Raw genomic sequence first — 13,992 nt, 5'->3', positions numbered from 1 at the left:
CTGGTCGCGCTCACTCTCCGATAGTGTCAACTCGGCTAACGCCGGTCCTCGTTGCGCCATACCTCGATTCTACAAAAACTAGCAACGAATTAACGGCGCAGGACACTAGCCACGGCATCGCGATTGGCCTTAAGCCACGTTTTACGCCCATCAGTCCCGTGGCTTCGGTCCCTCGAGCACAGAACTCGACCAGGCCTACGATGCACACCACATCTTTCGGTTGTGGGAGCAGAATCGCAAGGTCTAGGGCCGCCGTAAACTCTGGAAGGCCGCTGTCTGCGACGGCATGAGCATTGACCGTGGCCAGGTCGGACGGCTGATGGAGATCACCGGAATCCGCGGTGTGTCCCGGGGGATGCACCGGAAGAGAACGACGGTGACCAATCCTGCATACCGCCGGCACCCGGACGGGGTCAACCGCCAGTGGACCTACCCGTCGCACCTGGATCAGTGGTGGATCGCGGACTTCACCTACGTGTGGACCAGCAAGGGATTCTGCTACGTAGCTTTCATTGCCGACGCGTACTCGCGGATGATCCTCGGCTGGGTCGTGACCATGGTCATGGACACCCGGATGGTGCTCATGGCCCTGGAGCATTCCCTGTTTCCCGCCGGCGCACGAAGCTGGACTTCACCTCCACCGGCATCGTCCACCACTCGGACCCGTGAACTGGCAGCTCATCACCACGGACGCACGGATCAAACTCCGCCACCTCTACCCAGAACATTAGTCACGACACTCTACTAGTAGTGCTTCCTCTTTCGAGACTCGCGACAGAATACGCTTTCTCACCGGACGGGGCGATAGAATCAATGCCTGTGAGCAGCACACTTGAGCGCAGGTACGGTCGGGCCCCACAGAAGAAGAGTTGGAGGACATTCCTCCGGCCCGGCTGGGTGTTCGGTGTCCTGGCGATTATCGCCTTCTCCTATTTCGCCTTCACCTTCCTCGCCCCCTGGCAGCTGAATAAGGACGATGACATCGTCGAGCGCAACGAGCAGATCGAGGCCGCCTTCGAGGTCGAGCCCGTTCCCGCCGGGGAGGTCTTCGACGCCCAGGGACGTCTCGAGTCCGGGGAGGAGTGGGCACGGGTGATTCTCGAGGGTCGTTACCTGGCAGAGGATGAGGTGTTGATGCGCAACCGTCCGGTCGACTCCTCCCCCGCCTTTCACGCCCTGACCCCCTTCCAACTGAACTCCGGTGAGGTTATCCTGGTCAACCGTGGTTTCAAGCCGCCGTTCGAGGGCGGTGTCCCACCGATTGACACCCCGCCGGCCGGTGAGCAGTCCATCATCGGCCATGCCCGCTTTAACGAGCAGGCGCCGGTGTCCACCCCGATTGAAGATCAGGGCTACCGCCAGGTCTACGGCATCAATACTGAACAGATCGCCGAGGTGACCGGCACGGATCTGGCGGAGGACTACGTGCAGCTCGCCGAGGGGCAGGCCGGGGAGATCAACGCCATCCCGGTGCCCATGCTCGACCGCGGCTCGCACCTGTCCTACGCCTTCCAATGGATCGCCTTCGGCATCATGGCCCCGCTCGGCCTAGGTTATTTCATCTGGGCGGAGCTGAAGGAACGCCGCCGTATGCGCCGCGAGGAGGTCGAGCTCGCCGGCGGCACCGCATCCTCCCAACAGACCGAGGATCCACAGGACGGGGAGACGGAGTCGGCCCCGATGGGTACCGCTCGCACCGTCCTCTTGGAGAACGGCACCGACAGTGTCGTCCAGGCCGAAGCCGCTACTTCCGCATCCGCCGGTGCCCGTTCACGCATGTTGCACGACCGCTACGGCGACAGCCAGCCGAACCACTCCCGGAAGTTCGTCCGCCGCCAGCGCGAGCGGTTCTAACCGCAGCCTTCTACACAGCGCATTGTGGTCCGTTGCCAGCCGTATCCGACGGTGAGGGCCGGATTCCATCCAGGTTTTTCAATAAGCTTTCAATAAGAGGTTTTTCTGGTTAGGCTGTCGGCATGAGTGCGCGCCCACACGACCACAACCACCGCACTGCCCCGAACGGATCCCTCAAAGCCTTGGCGGCCGCCTTCATCCTGACCGCTACGATCTTCCTGGCCCAGGTGATCGGAGGCCTCGTCTCAGGCTCGTTGGCCTTGTTATCCGATGCGATGCACATGCTCTCCGACTCCACAGGGTTACTCATCGCCCTGGTGGCCATCCTCATCGGCCGCCGGGCCGCCACCCCCCGAGCCACCTACGGTTATCGCCGCGTCGAAGTGCTCGCCGCACTGGTCAATGCTGCGGTGGTCTCCGCGGTCTCGGTCTGGATCGTCATCCGTGCGGTCGGCCGGATCGGTGGCCACGAATCGATCGACACGGGCGTGATGCTCGTCGTTGCGGTGGTTGGCTTGGTCGCCAATGTGATCTCCGCACTGATCCTCATACGCCGCCAGCACGAGAGCCTCAATATGCGCGGGGCGTACCTGCATGTACTCTCCGATTTGGTCGGCTCGGTCGCCGTGATCATCGCCGGTTTGATCATCCAGTTCACCGGTTGGCTGGCCGCCGACACCATCGCCTCCCTATTCATTGCCGCCCTGGTGCTGCCGCGGGCACTGCGCCTGCTGGCTGATTCCCTCTCGGTGCTGATGAACCGCACCCCGCAGAACATCGACGCCCGCGAGGTGGAAGCCGCCCTGCTCAGCTTGCCCGGAGTCACGGCCGTGCATGACCTGCATATCTGGAGCACCGACGGCACGAAGCCGCTGGCCACCTGCCACTTGGTCGTCAAGGACATGAATATCTCCGGTTGCGGAATTCTGGATGCCGCCCAGGCCCGGTTGCAGGACTTCGAGATTGGACACTCGACCATCCAGATCGAGCAGGACGGCCACGTCCATCACGAAGATGTCTGCTGATCCTCCACCACCAGAGCGCCGCCCCACGGCGACGTCTTGTCCGCCCTTTTTGACCTTCTTATCACCACATTCTGGAGACACTCGGAATCCCCGACCGGTCACCGTCAGGGATTCCTCGGAGCGATAATTCTCTATTCCCCTAAGTTCCCCAGCTCGAAAGGCAGGTCCGGCGGCCGGGCAGGGAAATCAAAGTGCAACGTCGGATAGGCATACCCATCCGCCGCGCTCATCATGAGGGCTAAGAACGGATCCCAGCGGGTTGGAAACGCCATCTCCAGTGCCGGTCAGCGCGCAGATTCCTTGTTCAGGTCCGATCGTCAAGGCAGTGGTGAGTTGCCACAATCTCCGAGCCACCAACCGGTGGCGTTTGTAAACCCGTACCGCAGCGCGCGAACCCCAGTAATTGCCCCAGTCGAAGCGGCGGGTACCCGCATTAAGCAGAAGCGCAAAAGCGTTACCCGGTCAGGGCGAGGGTATCCACTCCTGCGGGGACACCCCCGACGTTGCGGCCCAATGCAACGGCCAGTGCTCGAATAGTGTCCCCACGAGATCATCACCGTAGCGACAATTGTGGCCGTGTCCGTGCTCCTGTGGACCCGTCGTCGCACACAGCAGGACCAACGCTACTACCACTCGTCTCCTCGAGGCAGAACAGGTGACCGCCCCATCGCACAGTCAGGGCTTGCCCTTCTCGATGTCGAGCTATACTTTGTCAACCGGTAGTTAACGGTCTGGCTCAGTATTTGAATCACGCGGACGAGTCGACTTACCGTGTCGGGGACCGTCCGCACGATCGTCCGGTTCTACGTGGATGAAGGTCTCGGCTCCGGGCAGGAGGTCGTCGATCACATCTTCCAGGTTGTCGGCGACCTCGTGGGCGGTGGCGACAGTCCAACCAGCGGGTACCCCCATAGCCAGATAGATGTGCCGGTGGCGACCGGATTCCACCGTCCGGGGCGGGGTGAAGGTTACGCCATGGTCGGTACGGAACCCGGCCAGGACAGTATTGAGCTTCTCGAGTTCCTCCATGGGCAAGGCCGCGCTGAGCAGACCGGTCAGAGACTGCCGCAGCAGGCGGTAACCCGCCCAAAGAATATTCGCTCCCACCGCTAGGGCGATCACAGGATCGAGCCAGTACCAGCCGGTTACGGCCACCGCCGCGATGCCGACCAGAACACCTGCGGAGGTCCACACGTCGGTCATCAGATGGTGACCGTCGGCTGACAGTGCCGCCGAGCGATATCGTTTCCCGGCCCGGATCAGGGCCACACCGACGATGAGATTGAGGACTGAGGCCAGAGTGGTCAACACCAGGCCCAAGCCGGCCTGCTCTAGTGGCTGCGGGGTGATTAGGCGCTGGATCGAGGTCCAGATGATCAGGGCGGCGGCCACGAAGATCATCGCGCCTTCGACCAGGGCAGAGACGTATTCCGCTTTGCCGTGTCCGAAATGGTGGTTGTCATCTGCCGGACGGGCGGCGATGCGCAGGGCCACCAATCCCACGACGGCGGCCACAAGATTCACACCGGATTCCAGGGCATCGGATAAAAATCCGACCGAGCCGGTGATAACAGCAGCCCCCGCCTTGAGGCTGATGGTAACTACCGCCGTGGCGATCGACAGCAGCATGAAGCGCTCCAGCAGGCGCTGTTCACTGCGGCGGGAAGAAGAAGGAGAAGACATGAGAGCACCTACTGATTCGGGCGCCGGCGAGCAGGTGAAATGCGAGAGTAGCTCGGTCGGCGCGGGTGGCACGGACCGAAGGTCTCGCTCACTACCTGACCGACTGGGGAAACTGGTCGGGCAGGTAGCTGGCGGCCGGGCGAGAATCTCACCAGTATGTCGACCAACCATCCCCGCCTCAAATTGCGAGAAAGAGCTACTCCCCTTCAACCGCCCACTATAACTACCACCCCAGATAGACAAGAGACAGGCAGTGTGTGCCGATGATGGTCGGCAACGAGATCAAGGGGAAGTAAGGCCAGAGTGGAATCGGGGCCTCCACGCGGCGACGGCCAAAATCGCCCCGAACAATCCGAGGCCTGCCAGGATCAGCGCCGTGTCAGGCAACCCCAGCCACGCACCGAGAGCACCGGCCGTGGGATAGGTGAGCAGGAAACAGGCATGGGAGAGTGAGAATTGAGCGGCGAATACCGCCGGACGGCTCTCCTCGGTGCTGGCACGGCGCAGCAGCCGGGCCGACGGGGTGAGAACCAGCGAGGTCGCCGCCCCCAGGAGCAGCCAGATGATGAGCAGTCCTATCCATTGCGCCTGCCCGGTGGGCACAGCGATCGCCGCGGCCATAGCCACCAAACCCACCGGCAGGACACCGGCACCAACAAGCATGACTGGCTGGTCCGCGACCTTGTCCAGCAATCGCGGGATGATCAGGGCGACGATCATCGACCCAGCCCCGTAGGCGGCCAGCAGCAGCGCGACGTCGGCTTCCGGGCGCTGCAGCGGTCCCTGAACAAGGACGACAGTGTTGACGATCACCATCGCAGACGCTGCGGCGACGACCAGGTTCATCGCCAACAGGCTGCGCAGCTGCGGGGTGCGCCAGAAAATTCGTGCCCCCAGCGTCAACCGGTCCAGGAAGGGGGCAGGCTCGGCCGGGGTGATGGCTGGGAAGCGGGTGGACAACACCAGCACGGTGGAGGCGAAAAAGCCCAGGGCGGTACCGATAAACAGGTTGTTATAGGCCACCACCGTCAACAGTGCCGCGGCGATCATCGGGCTGACCAGGGACTCGGTGTCATAGGCCAGCCGGGACAGGGACAGAGCACGGGTGTACTGACGTTCATCGGGCAGTACCTCGGGGATGACCGCCTGGAAGGTGGGGGTGAATGTCGCCGAGGCGGCCTGCAGGATAAAGATCAGCACATAGATCTGCCATGCCTGATCCACCATGGGCAGCGCCAGGGCCACCGCCAGGCGCAGCAGGTCCGCGCTGATGAGCACCGGTTTGCGCGGTAGGCGGACGGTCAGGGCAGACATGACCGGGGAAACGGCCACATAGGCGATCATCTTGATGGTCATCGCGGTACCGAGCACCAGCCCGGCGTCCCCGCCAGCAATGTCGAAGGCCAGCAGTCCCAGAGCAACGGTCAACAGGCCGGTGCCCAACAGGGCGATGACCTGGGCGGAAAACAGTTTTGCATAGGAGGGGTTGCGCAGTACCTCGATCATGACTTGGCCTGATTCCTGAGCCTGGTGACCGGTGTCGGAGAGCTTTTCCGGTGGTGGCGAGGTTCGGCCTCTACGGCATGTTCGGCCTGGAAGAGGGCATCGGCCACCAGTTGACGGGCGTGTTCATTGGCTAGACGGTAGAACACTCGCTTGCCCTCCTGGCGGGTGGCCACCATCCTCGCCAGGCGCAGCTTGGCCAGGTGCTGGGAGACCGCCGCCGGAGACTTGTCCACGATCTCGGCCAGCTCCCCGACGGAGAGTTCCGTCTCCTGCAGGGCGAGGATGATGCGTACCCGGGTCGGGTCGGCCAGCATGGAGAACATCTCCACAGCTAGCTCGACGTAGGTACTGTCGGCGGCGGTACCCCACTGATCATATGCATACATGTGCATATGATTTCATGAAGTGGAGGGAAGAGCAAGGATGGCCCGTTGCGCCGTCTTCCCCACCTCAATTTCTGCCCTGAGTCACAGTGCAGCTGTCTGAGATTCGGGGATCTGGCGCACAGGGAAAGCCCCACCGGGAAGACCTGGAGGAAAACCGGTAGGGCTGGCCGTGGGAGCGTGCCGTTAGGCGCTCAGCGCCTCCTCGGCCGCATCAGCGGTGCTGCCGAGCGAAGTCAGGGCGGAAGGGAGGGGCCACCCCCGCCCAGAACCGAACCGGTGAGAAACACTCCCGCATCAGTCATTCGCCGGTTAATGGGGTGAGACAGTGTCAGAATTTCCCCAGAGCTCGTTGTCGAGCAGCTCTCGATCTCGGGGGCGATCTCACCTGGCCGGATTTGATCTCGAACCGGCAGTATTGTCCACAGCGCAGGAGGCTTTGATGTCTACATCTCTCGTCGGCCGGGTCTTGGTGGTCGATGACCACGTTGACCTCACAGAGCTGATCGAGGGCTATCTATCCCAGGCCGGGCTACAGGTACAAGTCAGCCACGATGGAATGGAGGCCGTGAACGCAGTGCGCCAGTTTGCCCCGAATGTGGTGGTGCTGGACCTGGGACTGCCGGGAATGGACGGAATTGAGGTGTGCCGACAGGTGCGTGCCTTCTCCGATTGTCACGTTCTCATGCTCACCGCCCGAGACGATGAGGTGGACAAGATCGTGGGCCTGTCGGTGGGGGCGGATGACTATATGACCAAACCGTTTAGCCCCCGCGAGCTCGTTGCCCGCGTCCAAGCGATGCTCCGCCGGGCCCGCGGCCACACTGCTGCGATGGGCACAGACCCAGCAGCCGACTCCATGACGACAGCCACGGTGCACACCATCGGCGACTTGGTGGTCAACGAGTCCTCCCGTCAGGTACAGCTGGCCGGCCAGCCAGTGGTGCTCACCCGGATCGAGTTCGACCTGCTGGCGGTGCTGGCCGCCCGCCCGCAGCTAGTGCTCAGCCGCCGACAGCTTATTGAGATGGTGTGGGACATGGCCTGGCAGGGCGACGACCATCTCGTCGATGTGCACATCGCGCGGGTGCGCAAAAAGCTGGGCGAAGACGTCGCACACCCCCGGTTTATTCACACCGTCCGAGGGATCGGCTACCGGATGGGAGATGGACGATGAGCTCCGCACCAGCTGCCACCACCCCGTGGTGGAGTTCGCTGACCGTCCGCCTGCTGCTGGGCCAGCTCGCGGTGCTGGCGGTCGGCCTGATCATTGTCATTGCCACCGCCGTGGCGATCGGGCCGTCGATGTTTCATCGCGAGCTGGTGTCTGCCGGGCACGCCTACGAAGCCTATGGACTCATCCACCTTGAGGATGCCCTGCGCTCGGTCATCTTCACCGCCCTGGGCATCGCCGTGATCCCGGCCCTGGGTATCGCCGGAGCAGTCAGCGTCTACCTCTACCGCACGATCGGCCACCCCGTGAGCACATTCAGCGCCGCCGCCAAACAGGTGGCCTCCGGCAACTACGAAATCCGGGTCACCTCCGCCGGGCTGGGACCCGACTTCGATTCCCTGGCCGACTCCTTCAACGACATGGCCGTCCAACTCAACGCCGTGGACACCACCCGAGACCAGATGCTGGCCGATCTGGCGCACGAGATGCGCACCCCGCTGGCCAGTCTCCGGGGATATTTGGAAGGCATCGATGATGGGGTGGTTGCCTTCAATGAACGAACCAAAGACATCCTCCACGCCCAGGTCCTCCGCCTGGAGCGACTTGCCCAGGATATGCGCTCCCTCAACCAGGCGGAGGAGGCAATCACACGCCTGAAGCTGGTACACCAGGAACCTTCCCAGCTGGCCGCGGAAGCGGTGGACGCGGTCGAACAGGTCGCCGCCGACCACCACATCACGATCACTACCACCAGCTCGGGTCCGCAGCCGGCCCTGGTGCGGATGGATCCGGACCGGATGGGGCAGGTCCTGTCTAATCTGCTCGAAAACGCCCTACGCCACACCCCGGAGGGGGGCACTATTGCCGTACATACCGACCACACCCCCCAGGCGGTCACCATCACCGTCACCGACAATGGTGAAGGCATCGCCCCCGAGCACCTGCCCCATGTCTTCGAACGCTTCTACCGCGCCTATCCGGGGCGCGAAACCTCGGGCGGAAGCTCTGGGTTAGGTCTGGCGATCAGCAAAGCCATCGTCGAAGCCCACGGTGGACGTTTGGAGGCGTCTAGCCCCGGCCCCGGCCACGGGGCAAGCTTTCGCATCCATCTCCCCCGCGCCACCCTATCCCACTGACCACCGAGTGGCCCCGGTGCTCTCCCGGCCACGCCAGGAGGCGGGGCGGGAGGGGGCAGAGCGCCTGTGTCTGGGGGATCCCCTGCCAGGTGCGGTATGTGCTGCGGTAGCACCCGGCTGCCGGTCCCGGGCTCCGCCCTTGCCTGAGACAGGCCTTTTCGTTTCTTGAGGAAATCTTGAGAATTGCTCAACCTGGTCGCAAGTTGTCGTTGTAATCCTAAGGATGCGACTCAACCCAGGTCCGCATTTTCTCACTGAACTGCCCCGATCCCCTCGCCGACTGTGGGGACTGGCCCTCGACAGCGAAGAGTAGGAATATGACAGCGACAGTAAACGAAGCATCCGACCTGACGGTCGGGGAACCATCCCGCATAGCATCCCGTCGGCTGATAGGCGTGGACGTTGCCCGGGGTATTGCACTCATTGGCCTGGTGGCCATCCATATCCTGCCGTCCTGGAATGAGACGACCGGCGAGGCGAGCGTGTCCTGGATCCTGTTTTCCGGACATTCCGCCGCCCTGTTCGCCCTGCTCGCTGGCGTAGGCCTGGGCCTGGGCACCGGGGGAAACACTGCGCACCGGGGACGGCGGATGACCGCCGGCCGCCTTGCATTGGCCGTCCGCGCAGTCTTGGTCGGGCTGGCCGGGTTGGCGGTGGCTACCGTGATGCCGGTGGAGAACCCGCCGGCCTACGGGATCCTGCTCTACTACGCGGTGTTCTTCCTGCTGTCCATCCCCTTCCTGCACCTGAGTGTGAAGGCACTGTGTCTGTGGGCGACCGGTTTCGCCGTGCTCTCCCCGGTACTGATGCAGCAGTTCCAGGACCTGTTGCCGGAGATGGCCTCCTATAATCCCACGTTCACCGACGTAGTCACCGAGCCGGTTGGTCTCCTTTCCCAGCTGCTCGTGACCGGTGTCTACCCGGCCCTGCCGTATATGACCTACATGCTCATCGGGCTGGCCGTGGGGCGACTCGACCTGCACTCAGGAGACGCTGCCCCGCGGCTGCTGGCGGCCGGTGTGACACTGGCGGCGGGCGCCAAACTCACCTCCGCCCTGCTGCTTTATGGCGCCGGTGGTTACGACCGGTTGCTGGCTAGTCCCGGGATGGACGAGCACACCCTGTGGGAGGTCCTGGTGTGGGGACCGGAAGTCCTGCCCAACGACACCGTCTGGTGGTTGGCGATTAGTACCCCGCACACGAACACCCCCCTGGCCATCATGTTCAGCCTGGGCGTGGGCCTGGCGGTACTGGGAGCCTGCCTGCTCATTCCCCGCAAGGCCGAGCTGGTATTGGCTCCGCTGGCAGCGATGGGGTCGATGACCTTCACCCTCTACACCGTTCACCTACTGGTGCTCGCCCTGCAGGTCCACTACGATCTGCCCGCTCTGTGGTTTATCCTCCACCTCCTGGCCGCCGCGATCTTCGCCCTGGCCTGGCGCAAAGCCTTCGGGCAAGGTCCCCTCGAGCGGATCGTGAGCACGAGTGCGAAGGGGGCTCGCACACTGGTGATGCGCACACCTACTCCCGCCACAGCACAGGGATAAGCATCGTGATGAGCTCAGGTGCGCAACGACCCCGGGTGGGAAAATTGCAGCTGAAAGCTGGCACCCCACCCCTGACTCTTACTACCGGCCTGCACCGTCACGCCCTGTGAGGTCCAGGATTATTCTGGCCGGAGCCTCGAAAACTCCCTGCCGAGCACTGGGAACGCTGATAACCGCCCGGAAAACGACGGGCGCAGCGCACAGCCAACAGCAACCGTTACGTGCCCTGTTGTGGCGTTATGCCCCTCTCGTCCCCTCAGTGGGAGCCGGGAAGCGAAGGATGCCCTCGATGTTCCGAACGTGCATTTTGAAGCAACGTGGTGATGAAAGTGAAGCACCGGAGTGAGCATCTTGAAGCGTTGCTCCCCCCGATCCTCGTTCGCTGGGTTAACTACCTGACCCAGATCGGTGCGAGCCTCGTGCTCGACCAGTCCCGGTTGGTGTTTTCCACCCCGCCCGTAAGACGGTTGAGAAGGGACTCAGCGACGACGGGCCCGGCCACGGTTGAGATCCCTCCGAGTTCCCCCATGTATAGAACGGCTATCTGAAAGCGCGGTAGTGATGACCCAGTAGGCCGGTGGGGATGCGGTAGCAGCCGCAGCTATTTCAGATCCTGGCTTTTACGACGCAAGGGCGTGACAGCTTCCTCTCCGGTAGGCACCCTCAGGCCATCCTCGGCAGCAGCTTCATCCCAATTCCCAGGACCGCGCCATAGCCCAGGAACCAGACCGCTGGCCACATATATCCCCATGCTGTTTCAATGCGGTGGAGCGGGCCAGTCACCTCTGCGTTTTCCAGCTGCAGCCACCGCATTGTGACATAGAAGCCGTTCAACCCGGCAACCGCGAGGACCGCCCCCACTATCAGAGATACCCAGACAGAGATCCACGCCCACTTGCGCACTGTCATAGCGAACTCGGCTTTCGGTTTTCGTATGAGAGGTTTTATTCTCCTCGACACGCTACAGGCTAAGGCATAGAGCTGGCTGAAAGCTTCTGTTGGGTGCCGGGGGTGTCCCCCTTTGAGTGGACACGCAGGATTGATCAAGCAGCGGGTGCCACGGTAACAGCCGTGGCGCGGTGTTCGAAAGCTCTCGGCGATAAGTAACTGATCCCGGAGTGCCGACGACGTGTGTTGTACCTCGTGATCCACCGGAACACCTCCCGTCGACACTGAACCGGCGACGCCCAACCACCAGAACCTTGCAGCGTCTCCCGCTTCAGCGAGGCGTTGAACGACTCAGCCATCGCGTTATCCGCACTCGATCCGATCCGGCCCATCGACTGGCGGATCCCCAGCCTCCGGCACGTGGTCTGGAACGCTGAGGAGGTATAGACGCTGCCGTGGTCCGAGTGAAATATTGCCCCGTCCAGGGAGCCTCTCGTGCGTGCCGCGTCCTCAATCGCGTCCTGGACGAGACTGGTACGCATGTGGTCCGCAAGCGAGTAGCCGACCAGACGCCTGGAACAGACGTCGATGACCGTGGCCAGGTACATGAATTCTCCTTTCCCGCAGGGCAAGTAGGTGATGTCGCCGATATAGAGCTGGTTGCAGTCCTCGGCGGTGAAGTCTCGGCCGACGAGGTCGTCGAAGACCCTCGCGTCCTGGTCCGGGATGGTGGTGCGCTTCTTCTTGCGCAGGCTCACCCCGACGATCTGGTGCTGGCACATGAGACGTTCGATGCGTTTGTGGTTGACCGGCGTGGGCGCGGTGTCGTTGATTTCGGCGGTCATGCGGCGCACTCCGATCGTGGCGTCGAACTCCTCGTGGTAGTCCCGCATCTGGGCCACCAGCACCTCATCGGCGTGCTGGCGCTGCCTGCGGGCAGGCTTGCCGTCCCGCCACTTGTAAAAGCTTGACCGGTTCAGATTAAGGACATGACACAACCGCTTCACCGAGTAGGTGGTGGCGTAGTCGTCAACGAACTGGAAGCGGATCACCAGGTCGTCTCTCCCGCGAAATACTTCGCGGCCTTGCGCAGGATATCGCGCTCGGTGGAAAGCTTCTGGGTCTCCGAGCGCAGGTGCTGGACTTCTTTGCGCAGGCGCAGCAGCTCGTCGGTGGGGTCCTCGGCGGTGCGGCTGGGCTGGACGCCGCGGGCCCTGCGGGCGGCGTAGACCCAGTTCTTCAACGTCGCCCGGCTGATGCCGAGGTCCACGGCGATTGAGGAAAAAGAAGCGCCCTTGGTGTCCTCGTAGAGCCGGACCGCGTCGGCTTTGAACTCATCGGTGTAGGTGTTCTTCGGCATGGTGGTCTCTCGCATTCTCCGGCCCATTCTGGGCCAGGGTCAGCGTGTCCACCAAACAGGGGACGGCCCCGCCCCCGGAATCACTGCCTTCGGATGTTCACTCGAGCACTACCGGATCATCACCACTGCGCTACCGAAAACGCTTTCTTAACACCCTCACGACCGGGTTATCGTGCAGTCCCTGAAAGGGTGTGGCATACGTGTTAGGGACGTGCTTTTAGTAGCGCGGTTCTGACGATCGGTTCGTCAGAACACTGCTACTGGAAGCACGTCCCAAACAATACGTCTGTTCAGTGCTCCACGAAGCTCACCATCGCGCTTCACGATGGTTACCATGCCGTTTCAAACTACGCGTTCCTAACACTCGATCCGAGCGTCAGGGATAAGAGGTCAATGACATCATCGTTCCTGCCGGGAAGACCTGACAGCGAAAGTCGACAAGTCGTCTCCCTCATGCACGAGTGACCGGGGCATACAACCGGGGCGTCTCAGGTTCCCAGGAACCAAGAAACCTAAACCGGAGAGTTTTTAACGGGTCTTGGTGGGGCCGAAGCTTTGAAACGATCGCCCGTGACGAGGTCAGGGCGATCGTTTCTGGGGTTCACGGGGTCGCTCAGAGGTTTTGGAGCATCTGCTCCATCTCGGTGATTTCGGCCTCCTGGGTGGTGATCATCTGCTCGGCCAGGGCGATGGTTTGGGAGTTGCGACCGTTGTTGACCTCGGTGCGGGCCATGTCAATGGCTCCTTCGTGATGCGGAATCATGTCCTCGAGGTAGAGGCGAACTGCCTCAGTGCCTTCCGCGTTCTCCAGTGCGGTCATACCCTCCTGATCCATCATGCCACCCATGTTGCCCATGTTGCCCATGTTGTCAGAACCCATGTGGCCGGAGTCAGAACCCATGCCGCTCATGCCACCCATGTTGTCAGAACCCGGTTGCTGCTCCCAGGTCTCGAGCATGGCGTTCATCTGGTCGACTTCAGCGGTTTGGGTGTCGAACACCCGCTGGGCGAAGTCGACGACCTCACTGGGAATGTTGTCCTTGGCCAGGAGGATCTGACTCATCTCCACGGCCTGCTGGTGGTGGGGGATCATCATGCGGGTGAACATGACGTCCGCGTTGTTGTGCTCGGCGGCGCTCTCCCCCGGGGCCTGATCCGTGGTCGTCCCGGTGGTGGCCTCCGGGGCGCTGGTGACCGTCTCAGTATTGGTGGTCGTGGTGTCGGTGGTCCCGTCCTCAGTACTCCCGCCGCAGGCGGCCAGGGCCAGGGCAGCGACCAATGTAAAGGTGGATAATGTGATGGTGCGTTTCATGACGATTCCCTCCGGAATCAGATGTCGAACAGGCGAAACTTCACGATCTGCCGACAGTATGTACGGCAGGATGTGGTACACACTGCCCCAACGAGAAAGTAAAGGGCGAATAGCGGCCAATCAC

At 62.4% G+C, this 13,992-nt stretch carries 11 protein-coding genes; 6 read left to right on the top strand and 5 right to left on the bottom strand.

The genetic code is table 11. The features are described from left to right. Positions 1-286 precede the first annotated feature (286 nt). The 3 genes from A605_RS15170 (at position 287) to A605_RS14430 (ending at position 2,879) form a co-directional block, all read left to right on the top strand. A complete protein-coding gene (locus tag A605_RS15170) occupies positions 287-748 on the top strand; it encodes a DDE-type integrase/transposase/recombinase (protein ID WP_081602193.1) in 462 nt (153 codons plus the stop codon). A gap of 65 nt (positions 749-813) precedes the next feature. After that, positions 814-1,854, top strand: coding sequence for an SURF1 family cytochrome oxidase biogenesis protein (locus A605_RS14435; protein ID WP_027004549.1), 1,041 nt, complete (start codon positions 814-816; stop codon positions 1,852-1,854). 122 nt (positions 1,855-1,976) lie between these two features. Continuing rightward, positions 1,977-2,879: a cation diffusion facilitator family transporter gene (locus tag A605_RS14430; RefSeq protein WP_027004550.1), complete on the top strand. Its 903-nt coding sequence runs from the start codon at positions 1,977-1,979 to the stop codon at positions 2,877-2,879. Positions 2,880-3,602: 723 nt separating this feature from the next. Here A605_RS14430 and A605_RS14420 read toward each other — a convergent pair. From A605_RS14420 to A605_RS14410, 3 genes are all read right to left on the bottom strand, one after another. Next, positions 3,603-4,562 (bottom strand): cation diffusion facilitator family transporter, encoded by a 960-nt coding sequence (locus A605_RS14420; protein WP_149029548.1) that lies wholly within the window; start codon positions 4,560-4,562, stop codon positions 3,603-3,605. 282 nt (positions 4,563-4,844) lie between these two features. Continuing rightward, positions 4,845-6,068, bottom strand: a complete 1,224-nt coding sequence (locus tag A605_RS14415; RefSeq protein WP_015402244.1) for an MFS transporter — start codon at positions 6,066-6,068, stop codon at positions 4,845-4,847. Beyond that, the gene (locus tag A605_RS14410; protein ID WP_015402243.1) at positions 6,065-6,460 is read right to left on the bottom strand and encodes an ArsR/SmtB family transcription factor; all 396 of its coding nucleotides are present in this window, start codon (positions 6,458-6,460) and stop codon (positions 6,065-6,067) included. Before A605_RS14410 ends, A605_RS14415 begins: the two co-directional genes overlap by 4 nt. Positions 6,461-6,893: 433 nt before the next feature. Between A605_RS14410 and A605_RS14405 the strand changes: the two genes are divergently transcribed. The 3 genes from A605_RS14405 to A605_RS14395 all read left to right on the top strand — a co-directional run bounded on the left by A605_RS14405 (position 6,894) and on the right by A605_RS14395 (position 10,308). Beyond that, positions 6,894-7,628: a response regulator transcription factor gene (locus tag A605_RS14405; RefSeq protein ID WP_015402242.1), complete on the top strand. Its 735-nt coding sequence runs from the start codon at positions 6,894-6,896 to the stop codon at positions 7,626-7,628. After that, positions 7,625-8,761: a sensor histidine kinase gene (locus A605_RS14400; RefSeq protein WP_015402241.1), complete on the top strand. Its 1,137-nt coding sequence runs from the start codon at positions 7,625-7,627 to the stop codon at positions 8,759-8,761. The genes A605_RS14405 and A605_RS14400 overlap by 4 nt, the downstream gene beginning before the upstream one ends. A 395-nt stretch (positions 8,762-9,156) precedes the next feature. After that, positions 9,157-10,308 carry a heparan-alpha-glucosaminide N-acetyltransferase domain-containing protein gene (locus tag A605_RS14395; protein WP_244429058.1) on the top strand — a complete coding sequence of 384 codons (1,152 nt, stop codon included), beginning with the start codon at positions 9,157-9,159 and terminating at the stop codon, positions 10,306-10,308. Between the two features lie 1,043 nt (positions 10,309-11,351). On the opposite strand, the gene A605_RS14385 is transcribed toward A605_RS14395, so the two are convergent. After that, a protein-coding gene (locus A605_RS14385; RefSeq protein WP_149029457.1) for an IS3 family transposase occupies positions 11,352-12,556 on the bottom strand; the annotation gives its coding sequence in 2 pieces (ribosomal slippage) (positions 11,352-12,262 and positions 12,262-12,556; 1,206 coding nt in all). A gap of 613 nt (positions 12,557-13,169) precedes the next feature. Further along, the gene (locus tag A605_RS14375; protein WP_015402237.1) at positions 13,170-13,868 is read right to left on the bottom strand and encodes a DUF305 domain-containing protein; all 699 of its coding nucleotides are present in this window, start codon (positions 13,866-13,868) and stop codon (positions 13,170-13,172) included. Between the last annotated feature and the right edge of the window lie 124 nt (positions 13,869-13,992).

Source organism: Corynebacterium halotolerans YIM 70093 = DSM 44683, from assembly GCF_000341345.1.
GTDB lineage: Bacteria > Actinomycetota > Actinomycetes > Mycobacteriales > Mycobacteriaceae > Corynebacterium > Corynebacterium halotolerans.
Note: the sequence above shows the minus strand (reverse complement) of the source record. Positions and strands in the feature narration are given on the sequence as shown.